The organism is Acinetobacter sp. MF4640, from assembly GCF_002018895.1.
In the GTDB taxonomy this organism is placed as follows: Bacteria; Pseudomonadota; Gammaproteobacteria; order Pseudomonadales; family Moraxellaceae; genus Acinetobacter; species Acinetobacter johnsonii.
In genome coordinates this window covers 62,741-85,405 of sequence record NZ_MVOM01000010.1, presented here as the reverse complement: position 1 = coordinate 85,405, position 22,665 = coordinate 62,741, and the positions used below count along the sequence as shown (strand labels likewise).

The window sequence follows — 22,665 nt, the reverse complement described above, 5'->3', positions numbered from 1 at the left end:
GTTGCCATGTCACTGAATACTCGTCCTAGAAAGGCGTTAGATTGGCTTACACCATTAGAGAAATTTGCTCAGCTTGTTGATTATCATAAGGCTTTTGAAACTGTCGCACCTCATGTTTGAATTCGCCCATCCATAGCAACACTGCTACACATTAAGATGCCTAGCCGAATATAAATACTATGAAATGCTCATAAAAAATGCCTCATGTGAGGCATTTTTTATGCTTAAATTTATATTTTTCGTCGTTGTCTAAGCCACGCTAATGACAACAATCCAAGCACCCCAAGGCCACCGATTGAACCACCACCACCGCCACTCGCTTCCGTATTGGTATTTTTAGCGGTGTTCGTAAAATACATCATCGCAGATTTAGACTCTTCAGCCTCTGCATCATAGATCACATATTCAATTTCATAAGGGAATGGACTGAAATTATTGCGGACTTCAACTTCAATATTGCCGCCATAACATACATATTTTTCATATTCTCCCGGACAAGAACCTGTACGTTCTGGCTTAATATTAATGCCTGCATCCTGACGTACAATACGAAGAGCAAGATCCTTTCCATTCGCATCACGGTGAAATGCTGGACGCTGATGTTCTGCCGCGACTGTACTAATTGGCCCATCACCATCATCACTATCATTTGCAAGTGGATTTACATTGAGTTTTAAAGTTCCACCATAATTTAGGGTGTATTGATCCGTTTTGGCAATAGGTTGTATATTGCTAAACTCCGCTTTTAGAATCCCCGAAGAGCTTGCCTGCGTAGCCTTACTCTTTACACTATATTGGCAATACACATATTCCGTGCTTGTTGTAGGCTTACCATCGGTGCGATAAATCATGATTTGTTTTAAATCATCCTTCCACTCACAGCGTAAAGTTGGATCCGCTCTGAGTTTTGAGGTATCCAGCACACCATCTTTGGCGCTGAGCACACCTACACCTAATACCTGAGTTTCAGTAATGGTATAATTATCAGTGTTCATTTCTTTTAAAGCCGACGTTCCATCAGCAGTGTTGACCACAGTCTCATCTTGCAAGACAAACTGGAAGGGATCGACATAAATCGCCCGATATTTTTGATGTAGTTTGGTTGCCGCTAAAAGCTCTTTATAACGCTTTAACTCTTCATTAAACTCGACCAAAAAGTCTGGATTGGTATTTTTATTGGCAATTAATTCCTCTAATTCCTTAATGGTATTTTCATACGCCTGAAGACGTTCTGCCTGCGAGCTATTTTTCAAATCAGCAATATCAGCTGCTGCTAAACGACGCAACTCAACCGATCCGATATCACAACTGTTGGCTTCCGCAGGTGCTAACATCAATGTTCCATCGACAATACGGTCTAGACCACGCTGATCACTATCATTACAGCTCAATTTGCTGTTGGTATCAAGTAAATCAACTCCACCACTATTCACTTTCGGGAAATACATTGGGCGGAATAAATTATATTTCGATGGCGAAGTTAAGGAACTGAGTAAACTTCCCATAGCCACATTTTTCACATCAATATTGGTATCTGTCGTACCATCGAGTATTCGTGCACTTGCTGCCAGTTCACACTGACTGGTCACCGTATCAAACGCATTGTAACCTGCTGTCACACCTGCATCATATTTGTCGGATAGTGTCTGAGAACCGACATAGCGACATGATGTGTTTCCATTATATGCAAGCACATTGTAATACAATGACTTCATACCAAAATCATCATAATCCAAAACACTCGCTGCACTGTTTTCTACAATAGTGTTGTTTGAAAATAAGAAACTACTTTCAAGACTTAGATTATGCTCACGGGTATTAACGGCATACAAAATGCTTCCATTTGTCGAATTTACTGTATTTTTTGCGATCGTATTATTCGCCATAGCAACTTTTGGGTTACCACAAAAATCGAATGTATTCAGATTCGATATCTCACCATTCGAAATAATACTATTCGCTCCAAACTCTATATTCGTTTTTACATCCAACAGCCCAGCATAACATTGCATTGCAAGAACACTACCCACAGTCGCTTGGTTGCCTTGTAATACACTATTATTTACAGTCACCTGATGCTCACCAGGACCAACGAGATAGAGTGCTCCACCTTTTTTATCGGACTTTGAGTTTAGAATTTGTGCATTATTTAAGGTTAATGCTCCACCGACCAATAAAGCACCGCCTTCATCTGCCGAATAACCATTTTCTAAAATCACATTCTCTAGCGTCAAACTGGTCTTGGTAATAGTATTAAATAAACGTGACTTTCCACCCGCATCAATCCGTGAAGTCAACTCACCTAGCGCTGGATACTTAAAAGTGATGGGATTTTTTTCACGATCTAAATATGGGCTTTTCCCAAAAATCACCACTTTAGACTCGGGAACAATTTCCTTATTCAGTTTATACGTCCCAGCTTCTAACTGAATATAATCGGTTTGACCTGAACCGGTATTCCCAGCACTACAGCCACCATAAGCCTTGTTTAAGCTGGCTGTTTTGATTGCCTCACGGAGTGAACATTGATTCATGTTTACATTATCTTCATCTTCAAATGTGTTGACATGAATTGTTGTATCTTCTGCAGCCATTAATGTCATAGCAGTTATTACCATGACACCCAATAGTCCTTTTTTAAAGTGTTTCATGTTTGCCCTTTTCTTTTTATTTTCGACGCAGCAAAATTAAAGCAAATAACCCCAGTAAGCTCAGAATACCCGTGCTTCCCCCAGAGGTTTTAATTTTGTCACTTTCCATATGATTTTGCGGTTCTTGTACAATTTGTACATTCACTTCGACGAACGGAATATGCTCATCAAAACGTGTCGTGGTTGTGACCAGCTGTAACCTAAAAATATCAGCACCATGCCATGCTCCATTTGGCGTGTAAGTAATATTTCCTAGTTCATCAATCGCCACTTTACCTTTCGATACCGTTTGAGTCTGCTGCACCCGCATACAACCCGGTTGCCACTCTTCACCATTTGGCGCTTTAGCCGATTTGAACAAGCTTGCACATTCGGTTTTGGACAGTAGATCACTATCTCCAAGCAGATCTGCAACAGAAAGTTTAGCTACTTGCCCCGCAATCAGATCTTCACCAATTAAGCTAATGGTCGTTGGGACCTCAATCTCGATTGCACCACGATCACAAAAGGTATTGTTCGTATTTCGATTCACACCACGTTGATCTGAATTTTCACAGCCAATTAAAGAATCCGTTGTGTTTACAACCACTTTACCCTTGTTCACAATTGGGGAATCTAACCAATGCGTCTGACTCATTAAAATGCGTGGACGGATATAGCCTAAAAATTTTTGGTTGGGAACAATATAAGGACACAATAAACTGTCAGCATCTGCAGACATGGTTTTACACTCACCCACCACATCACTGCCTGCAATCAAAGCGCCAGACCAAAACTCATTCGGATAATAGCTCGCACCACTGCCACAGTCACTTTGTGTGACTAAGTTGTTCTGAAGAACTGCTTTACTTAAATCTCCAGCACAGTTTTGTGTGATGGTATTTTCAGCATTCCCTAAAACGATACTGTTGGCCAGATAAGCCAAGTTTGTAGATGGATTGAAATAAATCCCTTTACTGTTTCCCACCACCGTTAAGTTATTCAAAGCCATGCCATCTCGTACATTGACGACATAACCTATATTTTTCACAAAGGTACTACTGACCAGACGTGATGCTAAACTGGATAAGGTTGTATCTTCTTTAACAGCTGCATTATTGACAGAGTAAATATTGGCACTGCTTGCATCTGTTGTTTTATTTTCTTTGAAAACTGAATTATAAATCCGAAAAGAAGGCGCCTCCCCATACAAAATAGCACCTTGTACCGCTTGGTTTTGTTCAACCAGAGTAGCGCGAATTTCGACTAGACTACGACTGGTACCATCTTCAAGCAAGGTTGCGACATTGTAAATCGCCCCCCCTTGCCCTGCAAAACCACCTGTTAATTTGACGTACTCAAGACCTAAATATTCATTGTTATAAATTAAACCACCTTGATTCACACCGCAGTCTTTCGCACAGCCCTGTAGAGTAACCTCTTTTACCAACACACGAATTAAAGCATTCTCAGCATTATCAACCCTTAATAAGTTGTCAGAACCATTCATTTTTAAGATGGCATTACTTAAACCCTGAACAGTTTCTTCCCCCACAGAACTGTCATAACTTGTTCTGAGTGTTAAATCTTTTTTGATTGCAAGATGGGTATTTAGCAAATAGGTTTTATTTTTCTCAAGCATGACGGTGGAAATCGCATCTTTTCCCCCACAGCCATAATAACCTGCTTCAGGCATGCCTTGATTAATATAGTCGATAGCTTCGCGAAGTGAACATTCCGTGTCATTTTTGACAATATCTTCAGTGATGGTCACCTTAATATTGTCCGAATAGGCATGACTCGCCACCAATAGCGTAGCTACACCTATGCTCTTCTTGAGCATAACGATCTCCTTGCTTTTATTTTATCTTTTCTTTTTATTCTTAGATTGCAAAATCCCTGCAATATCTAACAATTTTTCGTACTCTGTCACAGCTCGGACAATTTCTCAAGTAATATTATGATTTACCGATATTCGTCAATTAGCGCATAAATTTGTCTGAGGTTTGCATTACTCAGTTTGGTTTTCTCACCTTTTAGCAGTTGAATTAGTTGTTCTAAACTTTGCAATAATACCGAGGTTTGATGTGGCCCATGTGCGAGTAAATAATCAATAATCTGTTGATCGATATGAATCCCACGGCGCGATAAAACCGACATCACCAATGTAGAACGATCGGCATACAAACTTCCATTTGGTACTTTCACACTTACAGCCTGCGTCAGGCGAGATTGTAAATCGGGTAGTTCAAGTTTTAATTCAATCGGCGCAACACGAGAAGAGAACACCAACTGCCCGCCTTCTTCATTGTTGTAGTTGATCAGGTGAAAAACAGCTTTCTGCCAATGCGGCACACCGCTGATGGCTTCAATGTCATCTAAAGCGACAAGGTCAAAACGCTCTAAAGAAGTAATTGCTTCTGTTGGTGCATCCAGCAACTCAAGTAATGAAACCTGAATCGCTGATTTCCCCACATCTAAATAAGAATCACAAATTGCTGAAAGCAAATGACTTTTCCCAGAACCCGCACCACCATACACATAAAAACGATTCATTAAACCTGCATGTAACTGACGAATCGCATCGATAACAGGCCCCCATCCCGGCCCAGAAAAATCACTGATTCGAGCATCGAGTTGGGGTTCAATATCTAGTTGCAATTGACGCATGCTGGTTTGTGTATCCTAAAGTTCTTTATGGTCTATCTGATCAATCTTACTTGAATTTTCAGATGCTTGCTGAGCTTTTACCGCTTGATTTTTTAGTTCAATATCGACATCGACCTGATCAGTTTCAATCGTAATTGAACTCGAGGATGAATCTTGCACAACAAAAGTAGGGGTACTATACATTGGACTATTTTCATAAAACTCACGTGCATGCCTTAATAAGACCACAATCACGGCAGCCACAGGCAACGCAATCAACATGCCTAAAATACCGCCCAATTGTGCACCAGCCAGTACCGCAAATACCACAGCAACTGGAGACAAGCCAATTTTATCGCCCAACAAGAACGGTTGTAGGATATAGCCTTCCACTGCCTGACCAATCATAAAGACCACGCCAACCAAGAGTAATTGCATCCAATCAATACCAAACTGGAACAAACTTGCAATCACTGCGGCAATAATCCCGACAGCAAAACCTAAGTACGGAATGATACTGCATAATCCAGCCACCATCCCAATAATCAAACCTACTTCAAGTCCAATCAACTGTAAGCCCATTGCATAGACCACGCCCAAGAGCACCATGACCAAGAACTGACCTTTGACAAATGCACCGAGTACACTATGACATTCTTTAACAATGACTAAAGTCTGTTCTTCATGTCGCCGTGGAATAAGACGACGAAAACTGTCCAGCATGCGATCCCAATCCAATAAGAAATAGAATGCAATAATCGGGATCAGCACAACCGTTCCACCAATCTGAATAAAGTTCAGTCCAGATTGAGCCAATTTGGCAATCATGGCCTGAATACTGTCAGCACTATAATTGGTCTGTACATATTCCATAATCGCAGCTGAAATCTGGTCAACATCCAATTCCATTGGGACCAAATTAAAACTGTCAGATAACCAAGGCAGGAATTTATAATTCGCCCAATGTATACCTGAAGGAATGCTGTTCTTCGCATACATCAGCTGTTCCCACACCAGTGGAACCAAATACCAAAATGCCAACGTAATGACAACGCCAATACCGATAAAAACAGCACTAATAGATAACCAACGTGGTAAGCCAATTTTATGCAGTTTATCGACCAGTGGGCTAAATAGATAAGCGACTAAAAATGCACCAACAAAAGGTAAAACAACAGGCTTAAGTAGATACAACACCCAGAGTATGAGCGCGATTCCTGCCAAAATAAAAATACGTTTAAGTGTACGATCTTGCATGCAATCTCGCCTTTTTCAGATTTAATCGTTATTGAGAAAAATATTTTAGTAAAGATAACATTTTAGCGCAGAAATAACATATGTGTTTCGTATATTCAGGTATAATCGCCCCGCGAATGCGGAGACTTCATTATGAGCAACTCAACTTCTACCCCAAACACTGGTTTAAGCTACAAAGATGCAGGTGTCGACATTGAAGCGGGCGACGCGTTAGTCGATCGTATCAAATCTGTCGCGAAGCGTACTACTCGTCCTGAAGTAATGGGCGGATTAGGTGGCTTCGGTGCACTTTGTAAAATCCCTAAAGGTTATGAAGAACCTGTTCTCGTATCTGGCACAGACGGTGTTGGTACAAAATTACGTTTAGCATTGAATTTGAACCGTCATGACACGATTGGTCAAGACTTAGTTGCAATGTGTGTAAACGATCTTCTTGTATGTGGCGCTGAGCCATTATTCTTCCTTGACTACTATGCAACTGGCCATCTTAATGTAGATGTAGCTGCAAACGTAGTTACTGGTATCGGTACAGGCTGTGAACTTGCTGGTTGTGCATTGGTTGGTGGTGAAACTGCCGAAATGCCTGGCATGTATGAAGGCGAAGATTACGACTTGGCAGGTTTCTGTGTAGGCGTAGTTGAGCAAAGCAAAATTATTGATGGCTCTAAAGTCAAAGCGGGTGACGTTTTAATTGGTGTTGCATCAAGTGGTGCTCACTCAAACGGTTACTCTCTACTTCGTAAAATTTTAGACGTGAAAAACGTTGACTTGACGCAAATCGTTGATGGTCGTCCACTTGCCGATGTTGCAATGGAACCAACACGTATTTATGTGAAGCCTATTCTTCAACTGTTAAAAGAAGTTGATGTACACGCAATGGCGCACATTACTGGTGGTGGTTTACCAGGTAACTTACCACGCGTATTGCCGAATGGTGCTCAAGCTGTTGTGAATGAAGCATCTTGGGAATGGCCAGAATTGTTTAAACTTCTTCAACGTGAAGGTGGTGTTGAACAGTTTGAAATGTATCGCACATTCAACTGTGGCGTAGGCATGGTCTTAGTTGTTGATGCTGCTGATGCTGACCAAACAGTTGAACGACTCAATAACCTGGGTGAAAAAGCGTTTACTATGGGGCATATCGTAGACAATGCTGAGTCAGTTGAAGGCGCAGACGAAAAAATCCGTGTGGTATTCGCTTAAGTCATATGATTAAAATTGCTGTTCTGGTTTCAGGAAGTGGATCAAACCTTCAAGCCTTGATTGATGCCAATCTGTCAGGGCAAATTGTGGGTGTGATTTCCAACAAACCTGAAGCCTATGCGCTACAGCGTGCTGAAAATGCAGGTATTGCGACAGCGGTCATTGAGCACAAACAGTATCCTCATCGTGAAGCTTTTGATGATGTCATGCATCAACAGTTACTCGATTGGGATGTGGACTTGGTGGTTCTTGCTGGCTTTATGCGTATTTTAAGTGAGAAATTTGTCAGTGCTTGGGAAGGGAAAATGATCAACATTCACCCTTCTCTTCTACCGCATTACAAAGGTATGCATACTCATCAGCGCGTCCTGAATACTGGCGATCAACTGCATGGTTGTACCGTGCACTATGTGACGGCTGAACTTGATGCAGGTCAAGCTTTAGCACAAGGTGTACTGAAAGTTGGTTCACATGATGGTGTGAATAGTTTGGCCCAACGTGTCCATACGCTTGAGCATATCATCTACCCGCAAGTGGTAGAGTGGATTTGTACACAAACGATTCAGCATACAGACCAGGGTGTTCTCTACCGCAATACACTGATGCACGAGCCGATTCAGTTTTGCAAATTTTAAAAATAAAAAAACGCCTCCTTGGAGGCGTTTTTTTATGGTTGCTGAAAAGTACTCTTAAACATTTTCTTGAATCAGCGCCTTAATCAGAGCAACAGTTTCTTCTGGTCGCTCTAAAGGAAACATATGGCTTCCCTCAACGATTTGATAAGGAATGCCAAATTTCTTTTTCACTATTTGTGGAAACCCTGGACCAACAAAAGGACCTTTTTCAGCAATCAGCAAATGCATCGGCACTTGTGGTTTGCCCTGAGGTAGCCACCATAAAGAAGGATTGGTCCTGAAGATATGAACTTCATCCATTTTTGCAATCGTAAGTTCAACACCGCCACGGACACGATCTTCCGTTAAAGCATAGTCAATATAAGCTTGAAAGCAGTCTGGATCAAAGTCTTTATAAAAGCCTTTTGGACGTAAAAGTTCAGCTGCTTGCTCACGGCTTTCCCAATGGTCACGACGCCGTAAGGATAGCGCTGCTGGTGACATGGTATCGACCATTTTTAACTTCAATATTTTCGCAAAGTGTAATGCAAACGAGGCTTTGCCCATGATCAAAGGCGGGTCTATCATGATGACTTGTTGAAATAGCTCAGGACGCTGTAACGCCGCCTGAAACGTCAGCACTGATCCTAATGAATGTCCCAAACCAATCACTTTACGACCCTGTGCCTGACGAACAATACTGTCAATCACTTGCTGAGTTAAGCTTTTCCAATGGTTATCAATCGGGTAGTTTTTATCTGGCCCTAATAAAGGGACATAGATCACATCATACTGATCTGACAGTAAATCAAATAATTTCTGATAGACCTTAGAAGGCACGCCATTGGCGTGCGCAAAATGAATTAAAGGTTTCATTGGAGTTTCGTGGTCTGTTCAGATTGCATTTGATTTGAAAGTGAAGATGCAAAACCAGCTCCCATCGATGCACCTAAACGGCCTAATACAGCATCTAGTGGGCTATGTACCACGGTATAATCCATCGCTTTATCGGTATTTAGTTCACGTTTTAAAGTATGTAAATTACCAATACGATCCGCAATACCCAGCTTGACCGCCTGATCACCCGTCCAGAAAAGACCTGAGAAGAGTGCAGGATCGTTCGACTTTAACTTTTTGCCACGACCTTGTTTCACAGCATTAATAAAATGCTCGTGTACATTATCAAGTACACCTTGAACATGTGCGCGCTGCGCAGGGTTAACAGGTTGTGTCATTGACAATAAAGCTTTGTTTTGACCAGAGGTCATGGTGCGGTCTTCAACACCCAGTTTTTGCATGAGGCCATTCACCCCATAGTTCGGCATAATCACACCGATTGAACCCACTAAACTCGATGGATTCACCAAGATTTCGTCAGCAGCAGATGCGATATAGTAAGCACCTGATGCACCTGTATCACCAATCACCGCATACAATTTTTTATCGCTATGTGCTTTTTTCAAATATTGAATTTCTTGCCAGATTTCATCCGACTGAACCGGAGAACCGCCCGGTGAATTAATATTGAGTACCACCGCTTGGCTTTGTTTATTTTCAAAAGCTTTCTTTAATGACTTAATCGTGTCATCACTGTTCACGCTTTGCTCGTCAGCAGCAATGGTACCCACAATATCAACCACAGCAATATGCTTAGATGCGGTTGCCTCCGTACCACTAGTCGAACAACTCTTGGTCATGGCAAATAGAATAAACAAAAGATAGGCAAAAGTTAGACATTTGAAAAAGATGCCCCAGCGACGTGCACGACGTTGTTCTTCAACAGAAGCTAAAACTGCTTTTTCTAAAAGTTTCCATTCATTTCCTGTCGGTTCTTCATGTACAGGCTGTTGTTTCGGCGTTTCATTTTCTGGTTTTGGTGGCCAATCGGACATATAACAATCCAAACTTGAATAAAATTGCCCTCATTATATACACTGATTTGTAGAAAACTGTCGAAACAGTTTATTTTAGCCTATAATATTTTATGTTTTTATCCACATGTACCATTGACTCTAAAGAATGACTAAAGCACAAGAGCAAAACTCGACTTATCGTTTACTGCATTTTGTAAGCAAACAACCTATTAAATTTGCACGTTTTTTTGCTAAGGGTTTAGCAGGCTTAGTCAATCTTTTAAAAATCAGTAAAAACAATGATGCTCTCAGACTCAACTTAAAAATTGCGCTGCCTGAGCTGAGTGATGAGCGATGCGAAGTGATTGCGAAGCAAGCAGTACGTAATGAACTGACCACCTATTTTGAGTTTTTTAGTATTTGGGGTTCAAGCAATCAGAAAAATATTGAACGCGTCCAAAAAGTACATGGCGAACATTTGCTACATCAGGCGCTTGCCGCTCAGAAAGGTTTAGTCTTAATCGTACCTCATTTTGGGACTTGGGAAATTATGAATAGTTATGTCGCCCAATTTACTGAAATGACCATTATGTATAAACCAGTTAAAGACCCTGGTGCTGACTTATTTGTTCGTGAGGCGCGCAGCCGTGAAGGTGCTCACCTTGTCCCTACCGATGAATCAGGGGTACGCCAGATTTTTAAGGCGCTAAAACAAGGGGGGACAACCGTAATTCTACCCGATCATACCCCAAAACAAGGCGGTGAAATGATTCCTTATTTTGGCTTTCCTTTAGCTTCAAGCAACCTAAGCGCCAAACTACTTCAAAAAACCAAAGCCAAGGCTTTACTACTCTATGCTATTCGTAATGACGATGGCTTTGATATGTATATTGAAGAAATCAGTGAAAGTATTTATCAAGGTACAGCCAATGATGGCACCTTGGTCATTCACCACGCCATTGAGGACTTGGTCCATCGCTATCCTGAGCATTATCATTGGACCTATAAGCGCTTTAAAGCCAATCCTGAGCTTCGAACGCTGTATAACCTTCCCTTTAATGAGGCTGTGACGCGTTTAGAGCAACTGCGTATGGAACAACAGACTCCGCCGACTGCAACCACTGTCGAGTCTGACGTTGTGTCGTCAGTTCAATAAGCCCTGTAGGCTGCACAATAAAACTGATACTACCTTGCTCTGCTGTTGTTAAGAGTGGGATGTTTAAAGCTTTCAAACGAGTTTGCGTTACTGTACTTGGATGTCCATAACGGTTATTGAATCCTGCTGAGGCAATTGCTAATTTCGGTTGATAATGTTTTAAAAATGCATAGGCTGAACTATGTCGACTGCCATGATGCCCCAAGACCAATACATCAACTTTTAAGTCTGGATAATCCTGCAATAATTGAAACTCGGTTTGCCAGCCTGCATCGCCCATAAGCAGAAAATACTGATAAGGCTGTACATCCTTCACCCGTATATAGACCACACAAGATAGCTCATTTTGCTGATATGGCACTTGTGCCAATTGATTGGCTTTCGGTGACAAAATTTTGATTTCCACTTGTTCAGACCAGTGCCAGATCTGACCTTGTTGACAATAGTTAAAGTTTGACGTAGTTGCCACATCCAATTGCTGATTAGAGTAAACTTGATTGATCGACAACTCATTTTTTAATGTGGCATAGCTTCCACTATGATCTTGATCCAAATGTGTAAGTATCAGCTGATCTAATTGGCTCACGCCTTGCTTCAATAAAAATGGCTGAATAATCTGCTTAGCAACGCTAAACTTCGATTCATCATAGGAGCCACCAACATCAATCATGGCATGCTGTTGACCATGCTGCATATACACGGCTTGTCCCTGACCTACATCAAGTACGATTAACTCAAAAGGACGGTTTTGGCTACTGAACCCCAACAAAGGAATCAAACCTAGCACCAGCCATGATTTAGGGAGGCTGGGTTTGGGCATAAAAACAATGATTAAAAGCAAAATCAGTAAAATGACTTGCCAAGTATTGAGTGCAATTGGATATAACTTAATCGGTAGTAGTGCATCCAGTACATTGAGTATGCCCAATAAAAATACCAGCACCCAATCCGCCAACTGAAACAAAAGGCTGCTCAGCGGTTCGAAAAGATAAAAAGTTAATGCTGCCAAAACCTCTAGTGGTACAACCAACAAACTGATCAGTGGAATAGCGACAAGGTTACTGATTGGACTCACCCATGAGACTTGCTTGAAGAAAATAATCACCAAAGGCATCAGAGCCACAAATATTTTCCACTGCGACTCAACCAAAAGTTTTAAGCTAAAAACGAATTTTTTCTGCCAAGACTGCGGGCGAGTCAAATCCAGCCGAATAGTGGTTTGATAAATGCGTAAAAGCACAAAGCACGCACCATAGGACAACCAAAAGGCAGCTGATAGAATTGAAAAAGGATCAAACAGTAAAAGGAGTGATGCACTCAATAAGAGTAACGTCAAAGCTGAAATTTTCTGTCTGAGCCAAATCAACACACTAAAACAGAAACAACTGAGTAAAGTACGAAGTGCAGGAATCTCAAAACCTACAAAGGCACAATACAGCAATACGCAGCAACAAAATGGCAATAACAATGCATAAGGTCGTGGGATTTTTAGAAAAATCTGTGGCCAATAACGATTTAGCACCTTTTGTAAAAGCCAACACAGCATCACGGCAAAGATCAGCACATGTGGCCCAGAAATCGCTAATAAATGGCTAATGCCAAAGCGTTGAAAAAGTGCTGTCGTCTCCTTATCTAAGAAACTTTCATCCCCAGTCAGGAGCGCTAGAATTAGACCCTTATGACTTAAAGGCTGGTTATAAATAAAATAACGAATATTTAATCGCTGTTGTTCTATACCCAGTTGAATTTTATTGAGTATGCCCTGCTGTTTTCTTAAATAATTAGTATAGCCTAATGCAGAAATTTCTGATTCAGACAAGGGTTGTATGTGCTTGAGTTTAAAACCCGACATAAGATTACGTTGCAGATACCACTGCTCAACATCGAATACACCTTGCACCGAATAACTATGTGCAGGACGTATTTCCCCTGTCAGTCGGTAGTATTTCCCAAGTTCCAAGACCTCTTGCTCATCCGAGATCCTTTTTTGAAAACTCAACCATTGCACTGGTTTCACATGTCGGTTCAAGACCTGTATTTCTTGCTGAATAGTCTCAGCACCCAGTTGGTTAATTTTTTCTATATAAACAATGACTTCAGCATCTTCAACTTTTGTTTCTTTATAGGCTAGACGCTGTTGCAAAGCCGATTGTGCATAATGATATCCCGCAGTTAAAAACAACATGGAATAAATCAGTCCACCTATAAACTGCAAAATAAAGGCGTGTTTGTGCTGAAAGAGAAAAAGCTGTAAAGGCAAAAGGACGATGACTAAAATCAGCGCTGGATAAAAAAGGTGATTTAGAATGGGAACGGTCTGCCCCATCAATGCAATTCCTACAATCCAAGCAGCAGCATATAAAAGCTTCATTCTTTTATTCAGTTATTTTTTTTATTGGTGCCATAATAAAGCCCACCGAGGTGGGCTTCAATAGATAGTGGCTTTATCTCATATTTTTATCGGCACTCAGCCTAATCATTGACCCAAAGACCATCTTGCATATGCAAAATAGAATCGGCGGACTGAGCCAGTTGTTCATCATGTGTCACGATCAACATCGCCATATTGAACTCCTGACGTAAATCCATCAGCAGCTCAAAAATTTTACTTGCTGTTTTACGATCTAGGTTGCCTGTCGGTTCATCTGCCATCATCAACGCAGGCTTGGCCACCAATGCACGCGCTAATGCAACACGTTGCCGTTCCCCACCTGAAAGCTCACCTGGTTTATGGGTTAAACGATGCGTCAATCCGACACTTTCGAGTAAATATTCGGCTTGCTTTTGTACATCTTTAAAGTTAGTACCTTGACGTAACATCAGTGGCATTGCCACATTTTCCAAAGCGGTAAACTCAGGCAACAGATGATGGAACTGGTAAACAAAACCTAAGTGTTGATTACGTAAATAACCACGTTCAGCTTCATTTAAACTGTCAAAACGACTACCCTGCAAAAACACTTGGCCCGAACTCGGACGGTCTAAACCACCCAAGACATGTAACAAAGTACTTTTACCCGAACCACTCGACCCCACAATCGAGACAAATTCACCTGCTTTAACTTGTAGAGAGAGGCCTTTAATCACCTCAACAGTCGACTTACCATCGGTAAAATGTTTTTCAATATTTTGTGCTTCTAAAACAATTTTACTCATAACGTAATGCCTCCGCAGGTTGGATTTTTGCAGCACGCATTGCAGGATAAATTGTTGCAAGGAAACTTAAAACTAAAGACAGTGACACAATGGTTAATACATCTTGCCATCTTAAATACGAAGGTAGGTAATTGATAAAGTAGGCATCAAACAAATGAAGTCCCATCACATTGTTTAACCAACCTACAAAACCACTAATTCCAGAGGCAAAAACAATGCCGAGAATCGCACCCGATACCGTACCAATCACACCAATAATCGTGCCCTGAACCATAAAAATACGGGTAATAGTTGCAGGTGAGGCGCCAAGGGTACGTAATATGGCAATATCCGATTTTTTATCGGTCACGACCATCACCAAGGATGACACAATATTAAATGCAGCCACTAATACAATCAGGAAAAGTAATAAGCTCACCATGGCTTTTTCCATTTGGATCGCACTAAACAAATTGCCATGAGTATAGGTCCAATTCGAAGCATAAAAACCGCTTGGCAGATCCATCACAATTTCATCAGCTACTTTAGGTGCTGCAAAAATATCATCCAATTTCAAGCGAATGCCTTGCGCTCCATCAGGTAAGCGTAACAACGTTGATGCATCATTCAAGGCAATATAGCCCATCATCGAATCGACCTCAGCACCAATGCTGAAAATGCCCACAATTTTGAAACGTTTAAAACGCGGTACCACACCCGCTGGTGATGGTGTTGCCTCAGGTAAAACCAAAGTCACACTATCATTTAAACCTAAACCTAAGGCATCGGTCATTTGTTTGCCTAGAACAATACCAAACTCACCTTTTTTTAAGTTATCAATACCGCCTTCAACCATGTGGTCTTGGATAATCGAAACCTTTTTTTCATATTGAGGTTCGATCCCCGTGACCATAATTCCAGCCACTTGGCCTTGTGCCGTAAGCATCCCCTGCAATTGAGTAAACGGCGCTACGCCTGTGACGTGTTCCTTTGTCTCAATTTTTTTTGCAAGTTCAGGCCAATCTGTTAAAATTTGTGTTGAAGAAACAGTGGCTTGAGGTATCATTCCAAGTACACGTGTTTTCAGCTCTCGGTCGAAACCATTCATTACAGATAAGACTGTAATAAGTACAGCCACACCCAGTGTTAGACCGATCATCGAAACCAGTGCAATAAAAGAAATAAAGTGGTTGCTACGCCGTGCGCGAGTATATCTCAACCCTATATACAGCGAGATTGGTTTAAACATACCATCTAGTCCGAGGTCATAATTATGGAAAATTTACAGCATCAAAACGTTCAAGCAGAACGTCGTGTGATGTCACGAATCGATGCGGCCTTGAGAATTAACTATCAGATCATTTCTGATGATGTTGCCCTGAATGACCCTTACGATCCTAATTTTGTTTTACCGCGCTATTTTCTACTACTCGCAGAATTAGATCAATTTGATCATGCACTAAACTACGAATTAGAACAATTATCTGAAAAAGATCAACAAATTGCTCGAATCTTATCCCTATTTAACCAGAAATTAAACCTGATCACGGGGTCTTTGTACGACACAATTGTACAAACCATGTTACCTACACCTGAACATGTGAACTTTTCAGAAAGTGGTTTGAGCTTTTATAGCGAAAAACAAATTCAAGATGGTACTTATATACACTTAACCTTGAGCCACCCTGAAAACTTCTTCCATATTGCAGCGATTGCACAAGTGGTGTACAGCAATGAAGAGGAAAATGGCAAGTGCCGTACGGGAGCATACTTTATTACCTTGCACCCGCAAGATCGTGTCAAATTGGCCGACTGTATTTCTTTGACGGTCGAAGATCATTAAAAGCCAGAACCTTGGACTAGTTTTGGCTTTTTAACTTTTGGGCAAGTTTCCGACTTGCCTGAAGATCTTTATAAAAGTAAACGAATAAACCTGACAGTAAAACCACTGCACCCAAAATCACCATCATCGAAAGTTTTTCCTGATTCAGTACCGCACCTATAAATAAAGCAATCATCGGCGTCATAACGGTAGTCAGCGATAAAGTCGTGGGTTGAATTTTCTGCACCAATTTAAAATAACAGAACATCGCAATCAATGACGCCATGATGACCGTATATAGCAGCGCCAAACAAGTTTTCAAATCGGGAATTTGCTGCGGTGCATGCTGCCAAATAAAAGGCACAATACATATAGCCGCCAATGTCGACACCAAAATTGAACCTGTCGCTTGTGCAACGGGTTCAATATTCGCATTGACTTTTTTCACCCAGAAAATAGAGGCTGCATAAGAAAATACACTAAGTAACATCAGTCCAATCCCAAACGGATGGACATGCTGTTCTGTACCTGCAAGGCAAATTATCGCAAGCCCCAGCAGTGCAATACACATCCCAAGCCACTGCATCGCACTCAAATAGGTCTTAAAGTAAAAACGTCCAATCAGCCCTGCCATAATCGGTGCTAAGCCAAACATCAATGCAATCATGCCTGAACTAATATAGTTGGTGGCAACATAGGTAAAAAACTGTGAGCCAATCAAGCTAAAAGAACCAGCCAAATAGCTATGCCAAGCGACTTTATCGGTGGGGAAATGTCGCTTTAAAACCAATAACAAACAAATCGCCAAAGGCAAAGCAATGAAAAAACGTAATACCAACGCCCACAGCATATGTAAATCGGTCACACTCCACACAATCGCTAAAGGCGTTGTGGACCAAATAAAAACCAATAATCCATAGGTTGCCATCAGATTGGCTTTAGAAGACATAATCAGCTCGATGCTAAATGGCGGTTTTGCGTTTTTGCTTTTGAATGGTTTGGTCTAAAGAACTAGAAAATTCTCGTTTATCACGTTCAGAAATAGGCGGTGGGCCACCCGTGTTTACTCCTGCTCCACGTAATGAATCCATAAAATCACGTAAATGTAGGCGCGCTTTGACATTGGCTGTAGTATAGATTTCACCACGTGGGTGAATTGCGATTCCACCCTTTTCAATCACCTGTGCTGCCAGCGGAATGTCTTGTGTCATCACAATATCATTCTCTTTCATGCGTTCGATGATTTCTTTATCCGCGGCATCGGCCCCACTCATCACTTGAATTGAATTTATACGAACGGAAGGCGTAATCCCGACATTTTGATTGGCCACAAAGGTCACTTCAAGCTGATAACGATCTGAAGCACGTAAAATCACTTCACGTAAAATTTTAGGCAATGCATCTGCATCGACCCAGAGTTTAAATGGCAGCACTGCACATCCATAAACAAAAGAAACTGCCTTAGTCTAACAAACTCAGTGCTTGAGCATAATAGATAAAACCGCTCAAAATCCCTAATACAAAGCTTGCGTAATACTTTTTAAGTATCACAAGGAAATACTTTGCTCTTTTCTCTCGCAAATAAAGTAAGGCTTTACTCTTTTTTGATGATTTTCCAGTAAAAATAAAATATAGGACTTGAAATATAGAAATAACCCTCGATTTAATAGGGATATATAACCTCATTCAATCGTGCATATGAACAAGCAAAATAGTCCAGAAATAATCACCATTGATGACCAAAACTTTGGTAGCCACGTCGAGCATTGGAATTTACTCACCGATAACCCTGCACAAGATGTCCCTAAATGGTTAGGTTTAGCTTTAAATGCACCAATCATGCCGATGGGTTTATGCCAGACTGAACAAGATATGGATGCGGGTTGCTGGCTCATTCAAGGTCCAAGTCAAGCGGCTGTTCAACTGACTCAAGTCATCGCGGTTGAAGACAATAAACCCAAGGCTGTTAAAACTGCATTTCCAAGTTTTAATAGCCCCTATAAAGTGTCTGCTGTGGTTGAACGCATCATTCGCGGTCAATCCAACACACAAGCCGTTTTACGTTTAAACTTAGGCAATAACAGTATCGTCTACGCTTATGACAGCCTATATAGCGTCAATCATGCTCAATACCAAAAAGACCAAACCTATATTGCACATCTCAATGCATGGGCATATGAACTAGAAGCAGTCGCAGAGCACGAGCAACTAGTGGTTGATGACCCTGCATCGATTAAACATCATCGTGCCTTGAACGATATTTTGGCAGCAAACAATGGCATTGCTCCTGCAAACCTACAAGAACAGATTGATGCATGGGAACCAAAGTCGGATGATGACAAAGAACCTGTGACTGTCGATTTTTCAAAAATGGTCGCTTATTTGTATGGCGAAAAGATCGGTCAGGAAGATGAAGCATGGTTCCAAGGGAATATTGTTGGCAAAACCAGCATGCAATTTATGGAACAAGACTACACTCTGCTTGATGTTGCCTTGATTCATGAAGACAACCAACCTGCGACACTGATTCGTATTGCCACTAAAAATCCAGAGTACGCCAACTTTAATATTGGACAATATATTCGCGGCAATATCTGGATTCAAGCCAATATTTATGCATTAAATCAATAACTTATAAAAAACAAACCAACGCGGACTATGTAAGATCGATGAATAGACTGTGTTGGCTTTTTTATTTATATTAGTACGATTTATTTTAATTTGAATTCATTTGTATAAAACTTATCCACACATTTTATTATCTTTTGGTATTTTAAATTCATTTAAAAGCACATTTATCCACAATTTTAAATTCAATTATATTATTTTAACGATGAATAATAAAATCCTAAGCTCTATGACTTTCAGATAGTTAGTTATTGGTAGCTACTGGCTTCTGGGTTAACACAGCATAAACTTGAATATTTAAGTGATTATGTATAGTGGAGATCTGATTATTTTTAATTAGTACTTTATTTAAGCATTTTTTTATGTTAAAAATACAAACATGCAATAGGATTTTAACGATAATTAAATCGGAATAAAAACTTCCATGAAAATTATGCAAGAAGAAAATATACAGCATGTTGAACATCAATTAGAAAAGCGTTATCAGCTTGACGCCTATTCGTGCATGTTTTTTGTGTTAGGCATGATGATTTCTGCCTACTTCTTACATCAGTTCATCCTGTAACTGATTTCACGTCGCAGCCCAATTCAAAAAAGCCAACTTTGTTGGTTTTTTTATGCCTAAAAATATCTGCTACGCCGTATCACTGGATCATTCTTTCCATGTTCTACGCTAAGAAATATGGTATCCACAAAATTACTTGTATCTCATAGGCAAAGTTGCTCCCTCCCCCCTTACTTGTCGCACTCACCTACCACCGCACAAATCGTTAAAAAGTTTTAGGCTTTTAGATATGCCTGCACTTACAAAATAGCAATTTTAGATATAAAAAAACCTGTAAGTCTAAACTTACAGGTCTCTGAAAATACTATAAAAACTAGAACAAACGATTCATACCATTTAAAGTCGCTACACGATATGCTTCAGCCATCGTTGGATAGTTAAACGTCGTTTCTACGAAATAATTGATGGTATTGTTTGGACTATTCATCACCGCTTGACCAATGTGAATAATTTCCGAAGCGTTATTACCGAAGCAATGTACACCCAGCACTTCCAAAGTTTCACGGTGGAATAAAATTTTCAATTCACCCACTGTGTCACCTGTAATTTGCGCACGCGCCAAATGACGGAAAGAAGCTTGACCCACTTCATACGGAATTTTTTCTTCGGTTAACTCTTGTTCAGTTTTACCAATCGAAGAAATTTCTGGAATGGTATAAATCCCTGTCGGAATATCAACCACAGGTTCTACACCCACTTCACCGCTCATGTTTGCACCTGCGCAACGACCTTGGTCATATGCAGCAGAAGCCAGTGAAGGCCAACCAATCACATCACCCGCAGCGTAAATGTTTTCCACTTCGGTTTGGTATTGATCATTGACTGTAATTTGACCACGGCTGTTTGGCGTAATGCCAACATTTTCTAGACCTAAGCCATCCGTATTTCCAGAGCGACCGTTACACCACAAAATAGCATCTGCTTTAATTTTCTTACCACTTTGCAAATGTAGCACCACGTGATCATCATACGTTTCAAGATGATCAATCTGCTCATTATGGCGAATCAAGACCCCTTGTTGACGTAAGTGATAAGACAAAGCATCAGAAATTTCATCGTCTAGATAACTCAGCAATTTATGCTGTGTATTAATCAAGTCAACTTTATGATCTAGTCCAATGAAAATAGACGCATATTCGCAACCAATTACACCTGCACCATAAATGATGATTTTTTGGATCGAATAATCAAGGTCTAAAATTTTGTCCGAATCGAATACACGCGGATGGTTAAAATCAAGCGCCGCAGGACGATATGGACGGCTACCCGTTGCAATCACGATTTGTTTGCACATGATCGTTTCTTTGATGCCTTCAGGGCTAAACACTAAAACCGTATTTTGGTCTTGAACATAGGCACGACCATGGTAAATATCAATTTTATTGCGGTCATAAAAACGTGAGTGGGTATCAACCTGTTGTTGAATCACTTTATGTGCATTTTGAAGCACTTGCTTCATGGTAAACTGGCGCCAGTCGCCCATTTTTTTAAACATTGGGTCACGGCGATAACGGATAATACTCGATACCGTTTGACGTAAAGCTTTACTTGGAATGGTCCCCACGTGGGTACAGTTACCACCGAGCTGCTCACGTACATCCACAATCGCAACACGCTTTCCAGATTTGGCAAGTTTCATTGCCGCGCCTTCACCCGCAGGGCCTGAACCTAGAACGACCGCATCGTACTTAACGAAAGTTCCACCAACGACCTCTTTTTTACGTGGCATTCAACGCTCCTTCTTTAAAAACTTATTACTTATCTTGGGCATATTATGACGTAATTGCAGGCAATTTGCTGTATTTAGCTTACATATATTAAGTGATAACCACATTTAGTAAATGAATAGTATTTCCGCCCTATCAATTCGCATTTCCGCTATACTAATACTGCTATTTTTAGCATCTCCCCCGTCAAAAACAGTGGAATAGTTGAATATGTCTGAAAACCGTAAACCTGAGCAGGGTATCAAACTTCGTGGCGCAGAAAAGGTCGCGCGTATACCTGTAAAAGTTATTCCTACGGTTGAAACGCCACGCAAGCCGGATTGGATTCGCGTGAAAATGGCAGCACCCGAAGAAGTACAACGCATTAAATCAACCCTACGTGAACAAAAACTGCATACCGTTTGTGAAGAAGCTGCATGTCCAAACCTACCTGAATGTTTTGGTGGCGGTACGGCAACCTTTATGATTATGGGTGACATTTGTACACGTCGTTGTCCTTTCTGCGACGTGGCACATGGCCGTCCAAATGCACTTGACGCAGACGAACCACGTCACATGGCTGAAACAATTTCAAACTTAGGTTTAAAATATGCCGTGATCACGTCTGTAGACCGTGATGACTTACTTGACGGTGGCGCACAACACTTTGTTGACTGTATTAAAGAAGCACGTGTATTAAGCCCGAATACTTTACTTGAGATTTTGGTACCTGACTTCCGTGGTCGTATGGACATTGCGCTTCGCATTATGACCGAGTGTCCACCTGATGTGTTTAACCACAACATTGAAACGGTGCCGCGTTTATACAAAGCAATGCGTCCAGGTTCAGACTACCAACACTCTTTAAATCTGTTGAAAATGTTTAAAGAATACTGCCCAGACGTTCCAACCAAATGTGGTTTGATGGTCGGTATTGGTGAAACTGAAGAAGAAGTCATTTCTCTTTTAGATGATTTGCATGCACACGGCGTTGATTATGTAACGATTGGTCAGTATTTACAGCCTTCAAAAGAGCATGCGCCGATTGACCGCTTCGTTACACCAGAAGAATTTGAACGCTACACTGCGCATGGTCAAAAGTTGGGCTTTAGAAATATTTGGGCAGCGCCGATGGTTCGTTCAAGCTACTTCGCTGACCGTCAATACTATGGCGAACCTGTACCAGCAGTACGTCGCAAAGCAGATCCTGCGAAAAAGATTGCTGTTCAAACGATTGAAGCTTAATTTGCTGTGGTGTTAAACAGTTAAAACGCAAGAATTAAAAGCCCTCATATGAGGGCTTTTTTGATTACGATCTTCGTTCTTTATATTTTTCAATTACGTATTCATACATTTCTAACACAGTCATTGTTCAATAAACATCCTAATCTAATTCAAAGTCTAAAATAATCGTGATGCTACACATCACATCAAATTCATTTTATTA

At 40.9% G+C, this 22,665-nt stretch carries 19 protein-coding genes and 1 pseudogene; 8 read left to right on the top strand and 12 right to left on the bottom strand.

What is annotated here, in order from left to right; all coding sequences use genetic code 11:
• A pseudogene (locus MF4640_RS18945) lies at positions 1 to 120 on the top strand (IS30 family transposase); the annotation flags it as partial.
• Between the two features lie 110 nt (positions 121 to 230).
• On the opposite strand, the gene MF4640_RS05265 reads toward MF4640_RS18945, so the two are convergent.
• The 4 genes from MF4640_RS05265 to cxpE form a co-directional block, all read right to left on the bottom strand.
• The gene (locus MF4640_RS05265) at positions 231 to 2,603 is read right to left on the bottom strand and encodes a CSLREA domain-containing protein (RefSeq protein WP_227518621.1); all 2,373 of its coding nucleotides are present in this window, start codon (positions 2,601 to 2,603) and stop codon (positions 231 to 233) included.
• Between the two features lie 64 nt (positions 2,604 to 2,667).
• Positions 2,668 to 4,473, bottom strand: coding sequence for a rhombotarget A (gene rbtA, locus MF4640_RS05260; RefSeq protein ID WP_078388913.1), 1,806 nt, complete (start codon positions 4,471 to 4,473; stop codon positions 2,668 to 2,670).
• Positions 4,474 to 4,595: 122 nt separating this feature from the next.
• Positions 4,596 to 5,300, bottom strand: a complete 705-nt coding sequence (gene hda, locus MF4640_RS05255; RefSeq protein WP_005399729.1) for a DnaA regulatory inactivator Hda — start codon at positions 5,298 to 5,300, stop codon at positions 4,596 to 4,598.
• A 15-nt stretch (positions 5,301 to 5,315) separates the two neighbouring features.
• A complete protein-coding gene (gene cxpE / locus MF4640_RS05250) occupies positions 5,316 to 6,536 on the bottom strand; it encodes a chloramphenicol efflux transporter CxpE (RefSeq protein WP_078388912.1) in 1,221 nt (406 codons plus the stop codon).
• Positions 6,537 to 6,668: 132 nt separating this feature from the next.
• On the opposite strand from cxpE, the gene purM reads away from it, so the two are divergent.
• Entirely contained in the window at positions 6,669 to 7,739 is a 1,071-nt protein-coding gene (gene purM / locus MF4640_RS05245; protein WP_078388911.1) for a phosphoribosylformylglycinamidine cyclo-ligase, read from the top strand.
• 5 nt (positions 7,740 to 7,744) lie between these two features.
• Positions 7,745 to 8,374: a phosphoribosylglycinamide formyltransferase gene (gene purN, locus MF4640_RS05240; protein WP_078388910.1), complete on the top strand. Its 630-nt coding sequence runs from the start codon at positions 7,745 to 7,747 to the stop codon at positions 8,372 to 8,374.
• 54 nt (positions 8,375 to 8,428) lie between these two features.
• Here the strand turns inward: purN and MF4640_RS05235 are convergent, their stop codons facing one another.
• Both MF4640_RS05235 and sppA read right to left on the bottom strand, forming a co-directional pair.
• The gene (locus MF4640_RS05235; protein ID WP_078388909.1) at positions 8,429 to 9,229 is read right to left on the bottom strand and encodes an alpha/beta fold hydrolase; all 801 of its coding nucleotides are present in this window, start codon (positions 9,227 to 9,229) and stop codon (positions 8,429 to 8,431) included.
• Positions 9,226 to 10,245, bottom strand: a complete 1,020-nt coding sequence (gene sppA / locus MF4640_RS05230) for a signal peptide peptidase SppA (RefSeq protein ID WP_078388908.1) — start codon at positions 10,243 to 10,245, stop codon at positions 9,226 to 9,228. Before sppA ends, MF4640_RS05235 begins: the two co-directional genes overlap by 4 nt.
• A 127-nt stretch (positions 10,246 to 10,372) precedes the next feature.
• Between sppA and MF4640_RS05225 the strand changes: the two genes are divergently transcribed.
• A complete protein-coding gene (locus MF4640_RS05225; protein ID WP_078388907.1) occupies positions 10,373 to 11,362 on the top strand; it encodes a lysophospholipid acyltransferase family protein in 990 nt (329 codons plus the stop codon).
• Here the strand turns inward: MF4640_RS05225 and MF4640_RS05220 are convergent.
• From MF4640_RS05220 to MF4640_RS05210, 3 genes are all read right to left on the bottom strand, one after another.
• Positions 11,262 to 13,733 carry a DNA internalization-related competence protein ComEC/Rec2 gene (locus MF4640_RS05220; protein ID WP_078388906.1) on the bottom strand — a complete coding sequence of 824 codons (2,472 nt, stop codon included), beginning with the start codon at positions 13,731 to 13,733 and terminating at the stop codon, positions 11,262 to 11,264. The genes MF4640_RS05225 and MF4640_RS05220 overlap by 101 nt on opposite strands.
• 101 nt (positions 13,734 to 13,834) lie before the next feature.
• A complete protein-coding gene (gene lolD / locus MF4640_RS05215) occupies positions 13,835 to 14,518 on the bottom strand; it encodes a lipoprotein-releasing ABC transporter ATP-binding protein LolD (RefSeq protein WP_078388905.1) in 684 nt (227 codons plus the stop codon).
• Positions 14,511 to 15,746 carry a lipoprotein-releasing ABC transporter permease subunit gene (locus tag MF4640_RS05210; protein ID WP_004980646.1) on the bottom strand — a complete coding sequence of 412 codons (1,236 nt, stop codon included), beginning with the start codon at positions 15,744 to 15,746 and terminating at the stop codon, positions 14,511 to 14,513. Before MF4640_RS05210 ends, lolD begins: the two co-directional genes overlap by 8 nt.
• Before the next feature lie 24 nt (positions 15,747 to 15,770).
• Here MF4640_RS05210 and MF4640_RS05205 point away from each other — a divergent pair, with 24 nt between their 5' ends.
• Positions 15,771 to 16,340, top strand: coding sequence for a PilZ domain-containing protein (locus MF4640_RS05205; protein WP_004980648.1), 570 nt, complete (start codon positions 15,771 to 15,773; stop codon positions 16,338 to 16,340).
• 16 nt (positions 16,341 to 16,356) lie between these two features.
• Here MF4640_RS05205 and MF4640_RS05200 read toward each other — a convergent pair whose 3' ends face one another.
• A complete protein-coding gene (locus MF4640_RS05200) occupies positions 16,357 to 17,268 on the bottom strand; it encodes a DMT family transporter (RefSeq protein WP_039889716.1) in 912 nt (303 codons plus the stop codon).
• A gap of 13 nt (positions 17,269 to 17,281) precedes the next feature.
• On the bottom strand, positions 17,282 to 17,752 hold the full coding sequence (locus tag MF4640_RS05195) for a YaiI/YqxD family protein (protein ID WP_004693920.1): 471 nt from the start codon (positions 17,750 to 17,752) through the stop codon (positions 17,282 to 17,284).
• A 265-nt stretch (positions 17,753 to 18,017) separates the two neighbouring features.
• On the opposite strand from MF4640_RS05195, the gene MF4640_RS05185 reads away from it, so the two are divergent.
• Together MF4640_RS05185 and MF4640_RS19410 are read left to right on the top strand one after the other, a co-directional pair.
• Positions 18,018 to 18,950 carry a hypothetical protein gene (locus MF4640_RS05185; protein WP_078388903.1) on the top strand — a complete coding sequence of 311 codons (933 nt, stop codon included), beginning with the start codon at positions 18,018 to 18,020 and terminating at the stop codon, positions 18,948 to 18,950.
• Positions 18,951 to 19,371: 421 nt separating this feature from the next.
• A complete protein-coding gene (locus tag MF4640_RS19410; RefSeq protein ID WP_004693924.1) occupies positions 19,372 to 19,512 on the top strand; it encodes a hypothetical protein in 141 nt (46 codons plus the stop codon).
• 313 nt (positions 19,513 to 19,825) lie between these two features.
• Here MF4640_RS19410 and sthA read toward each other — a convergent pair whose 3' ends face one another.
• Positions 19,826 to 21,241 carry a Si-specific NAD(P)(+) transhydrogenase gene (gene sthA / locus MF4640_RS05180; protein ID WP_004693926.1) on the bottom strand — a complete coding sequence of 472 codons (1,416 nt, stop codon included), beginning with the start codon at positions 21,239 to 21,241 and terminating at the stop codon, positions 19,826 to 19,828.
• Positions 21,242 to 21,449: 208 nt separating this feature from the next.
• On the opposite strand from sthA, the gene lipA reads away from it, so the two are divergent.
• Positions 21,450 to 22,463, top strand: a complete 1,014-nt coding sequence (gene lipA / locus MF4640_RS05175) for a lipoyl synthase (protein ID WP_005399739.1) — start codon at positions 21,450 to 21,452, stop codon at positions 22,461 to 22,463.
• Positions 22,464 to 22,665 lie beyond the last annotated feature (202 nt).